Origin of the sequence: Superficieibacter sp. 1612_C1 (genome assembly GCF_015234305.1) — a bacterium.
In the GTDB taxonomy this organism is placed as follows: Bacteria; Pseudomonadota; Gammaproteobacteria; order Enterobacterales; family Enterobacteriaceae; genus Superficieibacter.
On the sequence record NZ_JADGMI010000001.1, the window covers coordinates 243,774 to 259,006 of the forward strand.

15 protein-coding genes and 1 pseudogene are annotated in these 15,233 nt (G+C 53.0%); 9 read left to right on the top strand and 7 right to left on the bottom strand.

Features of this window, described 5'->3' with window-relative positions; translation table 11 throughout:
• The first annotated feature begins 11 nt into the window (after positions 1–11).
• Together INT84_RS01210 and INT84_RS01215 are read left to right on the top strand one after the other, a co-directional pair.
• Positions 12–917: an arginase family protein gene (locus INT84_RS01210; RefSeq protein WP_194205306.1), complete on the top strand. Its 906-nt coding sequence runs from the start codon at positions 12–14 to the stop codon at positions 915–917.
• 161 nt (positions 918–1,078) lie between these two features.
• Entirely contained in the window at positions 1,079–1,549 is a 471-nt protein-coding gene (locus tag INT84_RS01215) for an ester cyclase (RefSeq protein ID WP_194205307.1), read from the top strand.
• Between the two features lie 133 nt (positions 1,550–1,682).
• Here the strand turns inward: INT84_RS01215 and INT84_RS01220 are convergent, their stop codons facing one another.
• Positions 1,683–2,654: a LysR family transcriptional regulator gene (locus INT84_RS01220; protein ID WP_194205308.1), complete on the bottom strand. Its 972-nt coding sequence runs from the start codon at positions 2,652–2,654 to the stop codon at positions 1,683–1,685.
• A gap of 92 nt (positions 2,655–2,746) precedes the next feature.
• Here INT84_RS01220 and INT84_RS01225 point away from each other — a divergent pair, with 92 nt between their 5' ends.
• On the top strand, positions 2,747–3,223 hold the full coding sequence (locus INT84_RS01225; protein ID WP_194205309.1) for a GNAT family N-acetyltransferase: 477 nt from the start codon (positions 2,747–2,749) through the stop codon (positions 3,221–3,223).
• Positions 3,224–3,510: 287 nt separating this feature from the next.
• On the opposite strand, the pseudogene INT84_RS01230 reads toward INT84_RS01225, so the two are convergent.
• The 4 genes and pseudogenes from INT84_RS01230 to INT84_RS01245 form a co-directional block, all read right to left on the bottom strand.
• Positions 3,511–3,897 (bottom strand): annotated as a pseudogene (locus INT84_RS01230) (transposase); the annotation flags it as partial.
• Between the two features lie 408 nt (positions 3,898–4,305).
• The gene (locus tag INT84_RS01235) at positions 4,306–5,442 is read right to left on the bottom strand and encodes an alkene reductase (RefSeq protein ID WP_194205310.1); all 1,137 of its coding nucleotides are present in this window, start codon (positions 5,440–5,442) and stop codon (positions 4,306–4,308) included.
• A gap of 107 nt (positions 5,443–5,549) precedes the next feature.
• A complete protein-coding gene (locus INT84_RS01240; RefSeq protein ID WP_194205311.1) occupies positions 5,550–6,311 on the bottom strand; it encodes an enoyl-CoA hydratase/isomerase family protein in 762 nt (253 codons plus the stop codon).
• Positions 6,312–6,428: 117 nt separating this feature from the next.
• Positions 6,429–7,316, bottom strand: a complete 888-nt coding sequence (locus INT84_RS01245; protein WP_194205312.1) for a LysR family transcriptional regulator — start codon at positions 7,314–7,316, stop codon at positions 6,429–6,431.
• A gap of 122 nt (positions 7,317–7,438) precedes the next feature.
• Here INT84_RS01245 and INT84_RS01250 point away from each other — a divergent pair, with 122 nt between their 5' ends.
• Together INT84_RS01250 and INT84_RS01255 are read left to right on the top strand one after the other, a co-directional pair.
• Entirely contained in the window at positions 7,439–7,633 is a 195-nt protein-coding gene (locus INT84_RS01250; RefSeq protein ID WP_228065785.1) for a hypothetical protein, read from the top strand.
• A 189-nt stretch (positions 7,634–7,822) separates the two neighbouring features.
• Positions 7,823–8,542, top strand: a complete 720-nt coding sequence (locus tag INT84_RS01255; RefSeq protein ID WP_194205313.1) for an SDR family oxidoreductase — start codon at positions 7,823–7,825, stop codon at positions 8,540–8,542.
• 333 nt (positions 8,543–8,875) lie between these two features.
• On the opposite strand, the gene mnmH is transcribed toward INT84_RS01255, so the two are convergent.
• Together mnmH and allS are read right to left on the bottom strand one after the other, a co-directional pair.
• Positions 8,876–9,958 (bottom strand): tRNA 2-selenouridine(34) synthase MnmH, encoded by a 1,083-nt coding sequence (gene mnmH, locus INT84_RS01260; protein WP_194205314.1) that lies wholly within the window; start codon positions 9,956–9,958, stop codon positions 8,876–8,878.
• A gap of 74 nt (positions 9,959–10,032) precedes the next feature.
• Positions 10,033–10,950, bottom strand: coding sequence for an HTH-type transcriptional activator AllS (gene allS, locus INT84_RS01265; RefSeq protein ID WP_194205315.1), 918 nt, complete (start codon positions 10,948–10,950; stop codon positions 10,033–10,035).
• Between the two features lie 213 nt (positions 10,951–11,163).
• Here allS and allA point away from each other — a divergent pair, with 213 nt between their 5' ends.
• From allA to hyi, 4 genes are all read left to right on the top strand, one after another.
• A complete protein-coding gene (gene allA / locus INT84_RS01270; RefSeq protein WP_194206083.1) occupies positions 11,164–11,646 on the top strand; it encodes an ureidoglycolate lyase in 483 nt (160 codons plus the stop codon).
• A gap of 89 nt (positions 11,647–11,735) precedes the next feature.
• Positions 11,736–12,554, top strand: coding sequence for an HTH-type transcriptional repressor AllR (allR, locus tag INT84_RS01275; RefSeq protein WP_194205316.1), 819 nt, complete (start codon positions 11,736–11,738; stop codon positions 12,552–12,554).
• An 81-nt stretch (positions 12,555–12,635) separates the two neighbouring features.
• Complete coding sequence (gcl, locus tag INT84_RS01280) at positions 12,636–14,417, top strand: glyoxylate carboligase (RefSeq protein WP_194205317.1); 1,782 nt, start codon at positions 12,636–12,638, stop codon at positions 14,415–14,417.
• A 12-nt stretch (positions 14,418–14,429) separates the two neighbouring features.
• Complete coding sequence (gene hyi / locus INT84_RS01285) at positions 14,430–15,206, top strand: hydroxypyruvate isomerase (RefSeq protein ID WP_194205318.1); 777 nt, start codon at positions 14,430–14,432, stop codon at positions 15,204–15,206.
• Positions 15,207–15,233: the final 27 nt, after the last annotated feature.

Here is a 15,233-nt window from a genome sequence, read left to right on the forward strand (position 1 = left end):
GAGGAAAACCTGTGAAAAATGACACCAGCACGCTCCGGCTCGTTTTCCCCCAGTGGCAGGGCGGCGGCCCGATCGACACTTACGTCCCTGAGCTGCCGGCGGAGGACGCGTTCAGGGGGTATTTCCTGGGGTCCCAGCTGCTCAGTTTCCTTGCCCCTGAATCCAGCGGGCTAAAGGCCGAAATACCCGTCTCGCTGGATTTAGCCAATCGGACGGAAAAGAACGGCATTATTGCCTATGACGCCGTGGTTAAAAACACCCGGGCCGCGCTGAACGTCATACGCGAGCACGCGCCGGATCGTATCGTCACGCTCGGGGGGGAATGCTCCGTCAGCGTGGTGCCTTTCACCTGGCTGGCCGACAAATACCGGGATGACGTGGCCATCGTGTGGGTCGATGCGCATCCCGACCTCAATTATCCGGGCGAAGGCTCGCGAGGCTATCATGCCATGGCGCTCGCAAGCGTGCTGGGCCAGGGCGACGAACATCTGCAGAGTCTGCTTCCGGCAAGCGTTGACCCGTCGCGCGCCTTAATTGTCGGCCTGCGGACCTGGGAGAAAGAGGGAGGTACCCCTGAGCGCCAGCGCGAGCTGGGTGTGAAAAGCTGTCCACCGTCAGATGTATCCACTGAGAGCACTTCGGTCATCAACTGGCTGAAAAGTACCGGAGCCAGCAGGGTTCTTATCCATTTTGACCTCGACGTTGTCGATCCGTCAGACATGATTGCCGCCGTGGGCACCGATCCGGACGGTATGAAAATCAGCGAAGTGTCGCGCCTCATCAACGACATTGCGCGGGACTTTGACGTGGTCGGCCTGACTGTTGCGGAGCCTATGCCGCGCGTCGCCATCAGGCTGAAAAATCTTCTCTCAGGCCTGCCTCTGCTGCGTCAGGAGCAGAGCAGCAAACAGGAATGAGGCATCGGGTAGGTTTCTGAGACCGCCTGTCCCATGTTCATAAGGATGAACAGAGATGCCAGGCCGGTGTCATTCAACATTACTGTTCAGGCACTACATTAAATAAGTAACCGGGCCGGAGCGGCAGCGCTCGGGCCAGTAACCTTTAAGAAGAGGATTCTATGAGCAATTCAAAAACTGAAGCCAATAAAGCCGCGTTTCGTCTGCTGATTGAAGATGCCATGCCAAACGGTAACTTTGACGTTATCCGCAGCCTGGTGTCCAGAGAATGTGTGACCGAGCGCGCCGGGTTTGCCAACCTGTATAATGCCATCGGCGATGCTATTCCGGAGCGTGGCAACTTTCTTGAGTGGATCGAAAAGGGCTGGAAGCCGCTTTCAGAAGCGCTGAACGGCCAGAAAGTCACCATCCGTGAGGTGGCAGGCGACGGCAATACCGTCATGATGATGTGGGATTATGAAGTGCAGCATATCGGTACTTTTGCCGGCGCGCCTGCCACGAATAAGACCCTTTACTGGCAGGAGGTAGGCATGGCGCATTTTAATGACGAAGGTAAAATTGAAAAAATGTGGTTCATGTGTGAAGAGCTGAAGCTGGCCACACAAATCGGTTACAAACTGGAATTAGAGTAACTCTCTCATCAGCCCGTACGTGAATGCGCTGACGAGCTGCATAATTTGCAAAAAGTTACGAGCAACATCTCTGAGAGATAAATGAGTCAGCAACCTTAAAATGCCGCAATGTCCGCTCTTGGCACATAGCGGCCTAAGGCATCGTCCTTAGATAGCGATCTCCTGTAAGTTTCTTCTGCCCTGAATTAATCTCTTTCGCCAGCGTTTGCAGCTTTGCCTTCAGCCAGTTAGTCGCGCCTCGCTGAACGCTCCGTTTATGGGAATAAATCTTCACTTCAAACGAGCGTATTGCGAATGGTAATGGGAAAATCTTGATATTCATTGCCGGAATCAGTTTCTCAGCGGCAAAACGAGGGATCGCCATCAGCAGATCGCTTTCTGCAACAATAAATGGCGCGCTGAGCATAGACGGCGTTTTGATCGCTATCTGCCGTGTATGTCCCATCTGCTCAAGCTGTAAATCCACAACGCCCCGCTTTTCATTCCAGGGCGTGACAACAAGGTGCCGTGCGGCAAGATAATCCTCCAGCGTCAGCTGTGTTCGGTTGGTGTTGCCGATGACGACATACTCATCTTCGAACCAGCCGATCTCGTCCAGTTCCGGATGCCGGATATCATCCGACGTGCTGAATCCAAGTGCCAGATCCACTTCGCCCGCCAGCAGTTCCGTCAGCGCCGGGCTGTGCGGCAAATAGAGTAGCTCAAAGCGCAAGCCGGGCGCTTCGTGCTGCAGTTTGTGCATTAGGGAAGGGAAAATACAAAACGCGGTAAAATCCGTAATCGCAATCTGTAAACACTCCGTACTACCGGCGGCTGCAAAATCCGTTTGCGGCGTCAGCTCCTGATTGAGGAATCTCAGGGACGAAGCAATAGAAGGCGCAAGCTGTGTGGCGTATACGCTGGGGCACATACGGTGGCCTTCCCGGTAAAATAATGGATCATTAAGAGTGATACGCAGTCTTGACAAGGCATGGCTCAGCGCCGAGGTGCTCATGGCCAGTTCATCCGCCGCCAGGCGAACGGAACGGTGACGATAAATCGCGTCAAAAACAGGCAGAAGGTTTAAATCAAGTCGCCTCAATACTGGATGCATAATATTCATCATTTGGTGATTTCATTGCACTTAATTCTCCTGACAATAACCTTTATGCTTAGTGCCATCAATGTCGACACCATTCAGAAAGGACAGGAAAACTAATGAGTATCACGATTCGCCAGGCCCGCCCGGAAGATGCAACGGCAATTTACGATATGATCTATGAGCTGGCTGCATATGAAAAAGCGCCGGAAGAAGTGATCACCACGCCGGACGAGATCCGGAAAACCCTCTTTGGTGCAGACAGTAAAACCGAAGCGTTAATCTGTGAAATTGGAGGTAAAACCGTAGGGTATGCCGTTTTCTTCACCAGCTATTCCACATGGCTCGGGCGTAACGGTATTTATATGGAAGATTTGTACATTTCCCCTGATTATCGCGGCCAGGGTGCGGGAAGATCGCTGCTGAAAAATATCGCGCAATGCGCAGTGAAACGCCAGTGCGGCCGCCTTGAATGGAGCGTGCTGGACTGGAACCAGCCCGCCATTGATTTTTACCTGAGCATTGGTGCATTGCCGCAGTCTGAATGGGTACGCTATCGCCTTGATGGTGAAGCCCTACTGAAATTAGCCGAATAATAAAAGTATCTTAAATAGTGAGAAGATACCGTCGAAGCGGGGTCTTCTTCTTCTGTCATTATGACGCCTGTACTCTATTAACCCGAGCTCTTCAAACCGTCATTTAAGATATAGTCTGGAGATTTTTTATTACCTGTGGAGAGGTATGGCAAGTTTTACCGCGACTGTTGGCTGGAAAATCAATACGTTAAATGTCCGCTTCACGCCCTGAGACATTCGACAAGCTTTTTATGGCTTCAGTAAGGGCGACTTTCGCGCTTCCAGTGCCAGCAAGTATTTCGCTTCGTCGTATCGGGTTCAATGGCTTTTATCTTGTTGGGATAACGTAGCATCAGGTCTAATGCCAGCTCAGCATCCTGCGGATCATCCTTCGCACCGCTGGGCCAGAAAGCCTGTCGGTAGCGGGCCAGTGACAACGCGTGTACTGGAAAAACAGTGACAAATGGGTACTTCTGGAGTGCATACACCACCGGGCCTTTCTTCAGCTCAACGGCAATAGCAATCCTGCCTTTCACCCTCTGGTGTAACTCATTGAGCCAGATATCAAGTGCCTCAGGCGTATGTTCAATCACATGAAATATGCGATCACCGTTTTTAAACTGAACGCAGACATCGTGTTTTTTATCCGCCCAGTCCAGACCAACATGAGCAGCAAACTGATCTTTCGCAGTCATCACCAACTCCTTTTTATCGGGGATTGGTATGCATTCCACGCTCTTCGAAAGAAATATAGTCAGCAGTTTTTCTGCATGCCCTGAGTATTCGTTAGCGAACGTGGAGCACTTACTGGCTCGAAAGCAAAGCGGCAATCATCAAATCACATGATTCTGGCACAATATTCGTAACCAATAAGCGCATACCCTGAATCACTTAAAAGTGTAACTCTCAGGGTGTGAATGACTATATCTGGCACAGAGCAGACATGCGTACATTGCACGGTCCGCTTTGAACGAACAACGGACATATTGACTAAGTTGAAAAAAAACATTTTGAACGCTGTGTTTTTCAAAAGATGTCCGGCATTTAGTATCAATGCCGGATTGCCGATAACGCATTAAGGCACATTACTTGAAACGTTGTAGTCAGACCAACAGTGCTTTTGTTGCTAATGGCTTATAAGCGGGAAAATCGGTGTAACCTCGTTCATCTCCGCCGAAGAAAGCGTCACGGTTGTACGCCGCAAGAGGAAATGCATTTCGAATACGCTCCGGAAGGTCCGGGTTTGAGGTAAACAGACGACCAAAAGCAATCAGGTCGGCCTCATTTTTTTGCAACGTTTCTTCGGCATCTTCCGGATTAAAGCCGCCTGCTGCAATAATTTTCCCATGATAGAAAGCGCGTAAATCGCGGCTGGCGACCGGCTCCGCATACTGTCCCGCTTCCCTGTCGTCCGGTCCCACGATGCGGGGCTCTATGATATGCAAATAGGCCAGTTCTGAGCGATTCAGCTGTTCTGCAAGATAACGGAAGGTAGCTGATGGATCGCTGTCATGCATATCACCGTATATACCGCTTGGAGAGATACGTACAGCAACACGTCCCGACCCCCAGACATCCTTCAGGACGTCAACGGACTCAAGCAGAAAGCGCGCCCTGTTTTCAAGTGAACCGCCATAGCGGTCGGTGCGTTGGTTACTACCATCCAGCAGAAACTGTTCGGGTAAATAGCCATTCGCTGCATGGAGCTCTACGCCATCAAATCCTGCGGCTTTGGCCCGAATGGCTGCCTGGCGTAATTCATCCATGAGCGCATGAATTTCATCCAGTTCAAGCGCTCGTGGGGCGGGAAAAAGCTTACCTTCATAGGCTCCCTGCTTATTCTTGACCACACCATAGGTGTCTCTGGCGATGAGTGCGGATGGCGCTATGGGCTGGCGTCCTGATGACAGTTCAGGCAGAGACTGACGGCCCGGGTGCCAGAGTTGTAGCACGATCTGACTGCCGCGGGCGTGTACAGCCTCCACCAGATGCTGCCATCCCGCCTGTTGCTCGTCAGTGAAGATACCCGGCGCATCTTCATAAGCATTTGCAAAGGGTGAAACCGCCGTGGCCTCAGCGATAAGGAGCCCGCCGCGACTCGCGCGCTGGCGGTAATATTCAGTCATCAGGGTGCCAGGGATGCCGCCATGCACGGTTCTCATGCGTGTGGTGGGTGCCATGACGACACGGTGATCCAGCTGCAGTTTTCCTGCTGTAACAGGCGAGAATAACGTTTTCATAATAGGTTCCCCACGGTGAGCCAGAGCCCTCCCAAAAGGGCTTTGGCGCAATATCAAAATGAATTCAGCGATGCCGAAGATCCGAAATGTTTTTCCGGGACTTACAGTTAGGCCATAGTGTGCGCAACCTGAGCCGCGCTGATACCTTCCAGCGCCAGACCATAACCCAGACCTTCATCCACCAGACGCTTAAGACGCTGAGTCAGTGCAATCCTGGTATAGCGCGAAGTCAGTGGGGGAAGGGCTGCAATCCCGTCGGCAATTTCATGGGCGCGGGTCAGAAGTTTATCAGCCGGCACAATTTCATTGACCACACCCCAGTCCTTCGCCGTTTCCGCATCCAGCACCTGACGGGTCAGCAGGAAGTGGCGGCCGCGAATTGAGCCAATGACTTCCGGCCACAGAATGTGAACGCCGTCACCGGGGACAATGCCAAATTCGAAATGCGGCTTGTCCTGGAAAACGGTCTGTGGGGTGGCCAGAATGGTATCGGTCAGCAGGGCATACTCGCTGTGAAGCAAAACCGGGCCGTTGAGCGCGGTAATCATCGGAACTTCAATATCCAGAATGTTGCTCAGCACCTTTCTGCCTTCGCGCAGAATTTTGTCGAAACCTGTTGGGGAAAAGAAATCAAATCCTTCCGGGCTGATTGCATCCATGAAGGCATCACCTGAACCGGTAAGAATAATCACGCGATTTTCACGATCTTCGCCGATGGCATGGAACAACTCAACGAACTGCTCATGGGTATAACCGTTAAAAACCAGTTTTTCACCGTCGGTGTGGAACTTCACTTCCAGTACGCCATTTGCTTTACGGGTTAAAAGGGCGTTTGGGAAAGCATTACGATAAGTTTCAAACATTGACATGGTGGCGATCCTTGTTGTTACCAGTCCGAAGTGGCTGGCCCTGAAACAACAATATGTCATTCCTTTTTAATTGGGATCGCCTCGGAATTAGATAACAACTATTCCTATATGGAATTACTATTCCAACTTTGCCGCCATGATGGATTCGACAAAACCCGCGAACTGCCGCGCCTTGGCGCTGGCCAGACGGCCATTAGGGAAAACGGCCCACAGGTCGATCGAAGGCAGTTGCCATGATGTCAGCACCTTGCGGACAGCCCCGTTCCTTAATTCCTCTGCAAACATCCAGTCGGAGGCAATGCACAGCCCCATATGACCTAGCACGGCAGCACGCTGCCCTTCAGCGGCGCTGACGCGAATGCGACCGCTCAGGGTGGTGGAAACAACGGCACCCTGACAGGTAAATGTCCAGTGACTGGGCTGTGGGTTGTAGAGGATGGCTTCATGTTCTGCGAGCTCAGCCGGGGTATTAGGCTCACCTTTTTTAGAGAGATAGGCCGGCGTGGCAATTACCGAGCGGGCGCTGGTTGCCAGCTTTCGCGCGACGACTCCCGAGTCGGGCAGCTTACCCATGCGCAGTGAGACATCAATACCTTCAGCAATCAGATCGATCACCCTGTCATCAAGAATCACGTCGACATCCAGTTCCGGGTGTTCCTGCAGAAACACCGGGAGATGGGGAATGATATGCAGCCGGGCAAAAGTGGTTGCGGCTGAAATTCGCAGCTTTCCGGACAACCCTTTTCCAGCCCCCCTGGCAGCCAGCTCGGCCTCGTCGGCTTCCTGCAGGGCAGCCAGTGCCCGCTCGTAATAGCGTTGTCCAGCCTCGGTTGGCGTCAGGCCGTGCGTTGAACGTGTCAGCAATCGGGTCTGCAATCGTAACTCTAACTGGGCAACGATTTTGGAGACTGCAGGCTGGCCGACATTGAGTTGTCGGGCTGCAGCAGAAAAAGAACCCGTGTCGACGACACGTACATAGGTAGCCATTGCCTGAAATCGGTCCATGGTATTCCTTATAAGAATAGATGTTATCTCACGAGCTTACCTACCATTCCCCCAAGGTGCCAGCCATTATTGTTTCAACTTGTCGGGACCGGCCCCTCAACAATCTCAACAGGGAAATGACCATGATTGATATTTATGCATTCGCCACGCCTGACAGCATTAAGGTGCCTGTCGCACTTGAGGAACTTTGCCTGAAATATGATTTGCACGCGGTAAATGTGCGTAAAGGAGAGCAGAAGTCAGCCGAATTTCTCGCCCTAAATGCGCTTGTTCCACAGGGAGTATTGCCCGTCTTTTACAGCCAAAAGCATCGTTAATGTGCTGCTTAGGCAAGTTCATATAGCTAACGATCAAAAAGGATCGATTATTTATATACCTGACTAAAACCAGATCATGTCCGTCAACAAGAGCAGAAAGAGACGCATCGTTCTTTATGACGTGTCCCTGGCCAGTATGACCCATCCTGAGCTTTTGCAGGATATGTCAGAGGTCATTAACCGGAGTAAATGATGAAAAGAACTTTTTTAATTACGGGTGCTAGCAAAGGTATCGGGCTGGCACTGGCTCACAGACTGACCGGGGCCGGTCATCATGTTGTAGGGATTGCTCGGGGAGTTCCGGAGTATTTCCCCGGAACGTTAATTAGCGCAGATCTTGCCGACATTCAGCAGACACAAAGAACCTTTGAAGCGTTAAGCCAGCGATATGCATTTGATGGAATCGTCAACAATGTGGGACTGGTTAAGCCGCAGCGTCTCGGTCAGGTTGATTTAGCCTCTTTCGAAGAGGTTATGCGCGTTAATCTCAACCCGGCAATACTGGGAACACAGGCCTTACTCCCAGGCATGAAAGGCAGAGGCTGGGGAAGAATCATCAATATTTCCAGCCTTACCGTACTTGGTAGTGTGGAGCGGATCGCATATGCTGCAGCAAAAGCTTCACTGATCAGCTTTACCCGTAACTGGGCACTGGAGCTCGCTCAGACCGGTATAACAGTAAACGCCGTTGCGCCTGGACCAACTGAAACGGAGCTGTTTCGGGAAAATAATCCACTGGGGAGCGTGGGTGAAGAGCGATATCTCAAAGGCGTGCCAATGAAGCGATTTGGAAAACCAGACGAAATCGCGGCAACCATTGCTTTTCTGATGTCAGAGGATGCGGCCTTCATGACCGGGCAGACACTGTATGTGGACGGTGGTGCATCGATAGGAAACTTAATTTTCTGAAATCCTTGCGTTCTGAGGGGGATGGCTTGATTACCCCCTCAGGCAACAACAGTGTTTTTTAATGTCCGCTCCTGGCACAGATTTGCCCATCCGCTTAGGTTTATCCTATGCCATAACCCCACCCGATCAACATAAAGCTAATGCCCTTTACACCCTGTATACACCCAGCCTGCTCATCTTTATCGATATAAATCACCGCCATCTCCTTCAGGCCCATACCCGCATGTGTGCTGCTCAGCTATTGGCAGCAATCAATCATTCTCCCGACACACCCGACTCTCATCCCCTCATGCCCATAGCCAGCCCCCGGCATCCGGCGCAGTAAGCGGCGTTTCACCACGCCGCCAGCCACGCCTCCACCTCCGGCCCTGTGCCGCGAAACACAATCTTCCCGGCTTTTTTCTCCAGCTGATAGCGGTACATCGGGTCGTAATACTCCTCAAGCAGCGGCACCAGCCAGCTAAAGTGGGCGTCAGTGCTGTCGTTTTCACGCTGGCTGGCGAGGGCGAGATCCAGTAGCGCCGTTAGCTCGGCAAAGCGTTGCAGGCCGAGACGGCGGCGGATGGCAAACAGGCCGTGATGCAGGTAGTCGCTGTATTCCTGCCAGCCCTGTTCTTCACCATACGCCTGAGTGAAGTCATGGTACATACGGGTAAAATACTCCTCCCGTAGCCGCTCCAGGCGCAGTTCAAACGGATCTTCCACTACCACTACCGGCGCAACCTGCATCTGCAACCGCAGGCACTCCGGCAGATGGTTCGCGCCAATCATCTGGCCTTCATCTTCCAGCACCCAGCGCACCGGTTCCTGCTGCGCTTTTTTCAGCAGCGCCACCGCCAGATGATTTTCAAACGTTGCCTGAAAATGCTGCGCCTGCACGGTGCGCCCGAAAGAAGAGCCGCGATGGTGGGCCAGTCCTTCGAGATCGATCCCGCGGGCATGATCGCGCACATGCTGCGTTTTGCCATTGCCGGTACAGCCGCCAACCAGCACTATCGGATGCTGTACAAGCTCTTCCGTTGCCTGCATAGCCACCTGACGCAGCGCCTTATAGCCGCCGGGGATCAGCGGATACTCGACGCCATTTTCACGCAGCCACTGCTGTACGATATGCGAACGTTGCCCGCCTCGCGCACAACACAGATAGCCCTGCGGTGCACGTTGAGCGGCATCAATCCAGCCTGCGATACGTTGCGCACGCGTTTCGCCACTGACCAGTCGATGACCCAGCGCCAGCGCGGCTTCCGGTCCCTCGCGTTTATAGGTAGTGCCGACCGCGGCTCGTTCATCATCAAACATTAACGGTAAATTGAGCGCAGAAGGCATCGCGCTGCGCTGGAATTCGACGGGCGCGCGCACGTCAATCAGGGGAGTATCCGCGGCGAGAAGGGCGCGCAGCTGGGGGTCTTGCATCATGAATCAAACACCTCAAACATATTATCGCTCCATTCTACGCTCCTCTTGCGCCAGCAATTTGATTTTTCACCATCTTAGCCATCCAGCGTCGTTAAAAATCCGCTAATCTCCGGCTGACGCTGCTGAAACAGTCTGACGATATCGGTGACGGCTTTACCGGCATGATGAGTATGCCAGGCCAGACTGAGCGGAGACGGCGGGCGCATGGAAGGAATGGTGCAACTCACCAGCGCCTGCTGGTCAATCAGCGGCTGGCAGAGCGAGCGGGGCAAAAAACCGATGCCAACGCCCGCCATATGCGCGGCGATTTTGGTTTCAATATCCGGCACGATAATCTCCTTTTGCCCGGGCAGACGCCAGGCCACGCGCTTGGTTAAGGTGCGGGCGGTGTCTTCAACATTCACCGCCGGATAGCGCCGCAGTTGCGCTTCGGTCAGTAATACGCCGGGCTGATTGAGCGGATGATCCGGTGCCATTACGAAAAGCCATTCGACTTCACCCAGCGGCTCCAGGGCGATAGTCTCCGACAGCGGCTCAGTACCGGTCACCCCAATCGCCAGCGAAAAGCCGTCGTGTAAAAGCGTATCCCAGACGCCCATATAAATCTGCCGCGAAAAATGAAACTGGGTAAAGCGGTAGCGCTGCGTCAGCCACGCCAGCAGCCGGGCGATAGCAGTGGCATCATAAAGCAGATTATTCACCACGATATTCACCTGACGTTCAACCCCGTCGTTCACCTGCTGAAGCTCACCGGGCACGCTTTCCAGCCACGCCAGCCATTCCCGTGCCTGAGTGAGTAAATGCATACCGGCCGGTGTCAGGGTGACGCTGCGTGTGGTGCGGGTGAACAGCGCGGCTCCCATATCCTCTTCCAGCAGTTTGATGCGATAACTGATTGTGGCCGTGGTTTTGTATAGCCGTTCAGCAGCCCTGGAGAAACTTTCTGTTTCCGCCACGCTGATGAAGGTGCGAAGCGTTTCTTGATCGAGCATGCGTAATGGCTCCCGTTGCTGAAATGTCTTTCTCGCTGATTTTTAAGTATTTTTGCATAATAGCCTTTTGTAAATTGTGGACTAAATCTTGTTTTGGAAAAATATTCCAACTTTATGGTTGATGTCGACGCCAGAAGGTTTTAGATTGCATGACAGATAAGCCGTCAATGCCTTCAGGCAGGGTGAAAGGATTTTGGTTATAAGGAAACTATGATGAAACTTCAGGTACAACCGCTGAGCCAGCAGGCGTTTCAGGCGTATGGCGATGTTATTGCGACAGAGGATCGTGATTTTTTTCACATCAACGGCGGAAAAGTTGAGCGTTATCACGATCTGGCGAAAGTCGAAATCCTGGAGCAGGACCGCACCCTGATCAGCATCAACAGGGCGCAGCCTGCGGCATTGCCAATTGTGGTCACTGAGCTGGAACGTCATCCGCTGGGAACGCAGGCGTTTATTCCGATGAACGGCGAACAGTTTGTGATAGTGGTGGCCCTCGGGGACGACACCCCCGACTTAAGCACCCTGCGCGCGTTTATGACTAACGGTCAGCAGGGCGTCAACTATCACCGTAACGTCTGGCATCATCCGCTGTTTGCCTGGCAGACGGTCACCAACTTTTTAACCGTTGACCGCGGTGGTAGCGACAACTGTGATGTACTGAAGATCGCCGCACACGAACTGTGCTTTGCATGAGGTAACACGTGACGCTTCTGAACTTCTTGCTTAAGATGAGGGCATTTTTCATCGCTATGCTCAGAGTGTGAGCCGGAGTTTAGACGGGAATGACAGAAGTAAGAAGGCGAGGAAGGCCAGGCCAGGCAGAGCCGGTGGCGCAGAAAGGCGCGCAGGCGCTGGAGAGAGGGATCGCAATTTTGCAGTATCTGGAAAAAAGCGGAGGCAGTTCTTCCGTGAGCGATATCTCTGTGAATCTGGATCTTCCTCTCTCCACCACTTTTCGCTTATTAAAAGTGCTGGAGGCGGCAGATTTTGTCTATCAGGACAACCAGTTAGGCTGGTGGCACATTGGGCTGGGGGTATTTAACGTCGGTGCGGCGTATATCCATAACCGCGATGTACTGTCGGTCGCCGGACCGTTTATGCGCCGGCTGATGCTAATGTCCGGAGAGACGGTGAACATCGCGATACGCAACGGTAATGAAGCGGTGTTAATCGGGCAACAGGAGTGTAAATCGATGGTCAGGATGTGCGCCCCGCTGGGGAGTCGTCTGCCGCTGCACGCTTCTGGTGCAGGGAAGGCACTGCTTTATCCGCTCTCAGAACCGGAACTGCTTGATACCATTCTGAAGACCGGATTGCAGCGGTTTACGCCGACAACGATGGTCGATTTACCTGTATTGCAAAAGGCGCTGGATGCGGCGCAGCAGCAGGGTTATATCATCGATCAGGAAGAGCATGTTGCCGGACTTAACTGTATTGCTTCAGCTATTTTTGATGACGTAGGTTCCGTGGTTGCCGCCATCTCTATTTCCGGGCCGTCCTCCAGGCTGACGCCGGAGCGGTTTCTGAGCCAGGGGGAACTGGTACGTGATACGGCGCGCGATATCAGTAAAGCATTAGGGCTTAAAGCGCCCCAAATGTAAGCCAAACCCGCTCTCAGGAGCGGGGCTTTTTTGACATATTTTTAAGTTGGAAAATTTTTCCAAAATATGAGGTAGGAGAAAATGGCAAAAATGAGAGCCGTGGATGCGGCAATGTATGTTCTGGAAAAAGAGGGTGTGAATACCGCATTCGGCGTACCGGGCGCGGCGATCAACCCTTTCTATTCCGCAATGCGTAAACACGGTGGGATCCGTCACGTGCTGGCACGTCACGTGGAAGGCGCGTCTCATATGGCGGAAGGTTATACCCGGGCAACGGCGGGAAATATCGGCGTGTGCCTGGGCACCTCCGGCCCGGCAGGGACGGATATGATCACCGCGCTGTACTCTGCCTCTGCGGATTCCATTCCTATTCTTTGCATCACCGGCCAGGCACCGCGCGCGCGTCTGCATAAAGAGGATTTCCAGGCCGTTGATATCGAGGCTATCGCCAAACCCGTCAGCAAAATGGCGGTGACCGTCCGTGAAGCGGCGCTGGTGCCGCGCGTGCTGCAACAGGCATTTCATCTGATGCGTTCCGGGCGTCCGGGGCCGGTACTGGTTGACCTGCCGTTTGATGTGCAGGTTGCTGAAATCGAATTCGATCCGGATATGTATGAACCGTTACCGGTCTACAAACCGGCGGCAACGCGTCCACAGGTTGAACGTGCACTGGACATGCTGATCGCGGCGGAACGTCCGGTGATTGTTGCAGGCGGCGGCGTGATTAATGCTGATGCGGCAGACCTGCTGCAACGTTTTGCTGAACTGACTGGCGTACCGGTGATCCCGACGCTGATGGGCTGGGGCTGTATCCCCGATGACCATGAACTGATGGCGGGGATGGTGGGTCTGCAAACGGCGCATCGCTATGGTAACGCCACGCTGCTGGCCTCTGACCTGGTGTTCGGTATCGGTAACCGCTTTGCCAACCGTCATACCGGCTCCGTCGAGAAGTACACCGAAGGCCGGAAGATTATTCATATCGATATCGAACCGACGCAAATTGGCCGTGTTCTGTGCCCGGATTTAGGCATTGTTTCCGATGCGAAAGCGGCGCTGACGCTGCTGCTTGACGTCGCACAAGAGATGAAAAAAGCGGGCCGTCTGCCGTGCCGTAAGTCATGGGTTGCGGATTGCCAGCAGCGTAAGCGCACTCTGCTGCGTAAAACCCACTTCGATAACGTGCCGGTCAAACCGCAGCGTGTGTATGAAGAGATGAATAAAGCTTTCAGCCGCGACGTGTGCTACGTCACCACTATCGGGCTGTCACAAATCGCCGCCGCACAAATGCTGCACGTGTTTAAAGATCGCCACTGGATCAACTGTGGTCAGGCTGGCCCGCTGGGCTGGACCATTCCTGCGGCGCTCGGCGTGTGCGTTGCCGATCCCAAACGTGAAGTGGTGGCGATTTCCGGCGACTTCGACTTCCAGTTCCTGATTGAAGAACTGGCGGTGGGCGCGCAATTCAATATTCCGTACATTCACGTGCTGGTGAACAACGCCTATCTGGGCCTGATCCGTCAGTCGCAGCGTGCCTTTGATATGGATTACTGCGTCCAGCTGGCCTTTGAAAATATTAACTCCAGCGAAGTGAACGGCTACGGTGTCGATCATGTGAAAGTGGCGGAAGGTCTGGGCTGTAAAGCCATTCGGGTCTTTAAACCTGAAGATATTGCTCCGGCATTCGAGCAGGCAAAAGCGCTGATGGCGCAGTACCGCGTACCGGTCGTGGTCGAAGTTATCCTTGAGCGCGTAACCAATATTTCGATGGGCAGCGAACTGGATAACGTGGCGGAATTTGAAGAGATTGCCGATAACGCCGCCGATGCACCCACTGAAACCTGTTTTATGAAATATGAGTAAGTGAGGCGAACTATGTTACGTTTTTCTGCCAATCTTTCGATGCTGTTTACGGAATATGATTTTCTCGATCGCTTTGATAAAGCGGCGGCCTGCGGTTTTCGCGGCGTGGAATTTATGTTTCCGTACGATTACGACATCGACGTATTAAAAAATAAACTGGCGAGCAATAACCTCGACCATACGCTGCACAATTTACCGGCGGGTGACTGGGCGGCAGGGGAGAGAGGCATTGCCTGTATTCCGGGGCGCGAGGAGGAATTTCGCGAAGGCGTCGAGGCTGCGCTGCGATATGCACGCGCGCTGGGCAACCGCAAAATTAACTGCCTGGTCGGTAAAACGCCTGCGGGATTTAGCGCAGACGTTATTCACGCGACGCTGGTGGAAAACCTGCGCTACGCCGCCACTCTGCTGGCGCGGGAAAACATTCTGCTGCTGATTGAGCCAATCAACCACTTCGATATGCCGGGATTCCATTTGACCGGAACCCATCAGGCGCTGGCGCTCATTGAAGACGTCGGCTCTGACAATATTAAGATCCAGTACGATATTTATCACATGCAGCGTATGGAGGGGGAATTAACCCATACCATGCAAACTCATGCCGATAAAATTGGTCATCTGCAAATTGCAGATAATCCACGCCGGGGTGAACCTGGTACCGGGGAGATTAATTACGAGTATCTGTTTAATGCGATTAAAACGTCGGATTATGATGGCTGGGTAGGGTGTGAATATAAACCGCTCACCACCACTGAAGACGGAATTAAGTGGATTAAGCGTTACCTTTAATTTTTAACTGTTCAGGCAGCATTTATT

What these genes read in the sequence shown, in the direction of transcription:
- INT84_RS01215 (WP_194205307.1), top strand. Translation starts at nt 1,079, where the DNA reads ATGAGCAATTCAAAAACTGAAGCCAATAAAGCCGCGTTTCGTCTGCTG.
- INT84_RS01220 (WP_194205308.1), bottom strand. Translation starts at nt 2,654, where the DNA reads ATGATGAATATTATGCATCCAGTATTGAGGCGACTTGATTTAAACCTT.
- INT84_RS01225 (WP_194205309.1), top strand. Translation starts at nt 2,747, where the DNA reads ATGAGTATCACGATTCGCCAGGCCCGCCCGGAAGATGCAACGGCAATT.
- INT84_RS01235 (WP_194205310.1), bottom strand. Translation starts at nt 5,442, where the DNA reads ATGAAAACGTTATTCTCGCCTGTTACAGCAGGAAAACTGCAGCTGGAT.
- INT84_RS01240 (WP_194205311.1), bottom strand. Translation starts at nt 6,311, where the DNA reads ATGTCAATGTTTGAAACTTATCGTAATGCTTTCCCAAACGCCCTTTTA.
- INT84_RS01245 (WP_194205312.1), bottom strand. Translation starts at nt 7,316, where the DNA reads ATGGACCGATTTCAGGCAATGGCTACCTATGTACGTGTCGTCGACACG.
- INT84_RS01250 (WP_228065785.1), top strand. Translation starts at nt 7,439, where the DNA reads ATGATTGATATTTATGCATTCGCCACGCCTGACAGCATTAAGGTGCCT.
- INT84_RS01255 (WP_194205313.1), top strand. Translation starts at nt 7,823, where the DNA reads ATGATGAAAAGAACTTTTTTAATTACGGGTGCTAGCAAAGGTATCGGG.
- mnmH (WP_194205314.1), bottom strand. Translation starts at nt 9,958, where the DNA reads ATGATGCAAGACCCCCAGCTGCGCGCCCTTCTCGCCGCGGATACTCCC.
- allS (WP_194205315.1), bottom strand. Translation starts at nt 10,950, where the DNA reads ATGCTCGATCAAGAAACGCTTCGCACCTTCATCAGCGTGGCGGAAACA.
- allA (WP_194206083.1), top strand. Translation starts at nt 11,164, where the DNA reads ATGAAACTTCAGGTACAACCGCTGAGCCAGCAGGCGTTTCAGGCGTAT.
- allR (WP_194205316.1), top strand. Translation starts at nt 11,736, where the DNA reads ATGACAGAAGTAAGAAGGCGAGGAAGGCCAGGCCAGGCAGAGCCGGTG.
- gcl (WP_194205317.1), top strand. Translation starts at nt 12,636, where the DNA reads ATGGCAAAAATGAGAGCCGTGGATGCGGCAATGTATGTTCTGGAAAAA.
- hyi (WP_194205318.1), top strand. Translation starts at nt 14,430, where the DNA reads ATGTTACGTTTTTCTGCCAATCTTTCGATGCTGTTTACGGAATATGAT.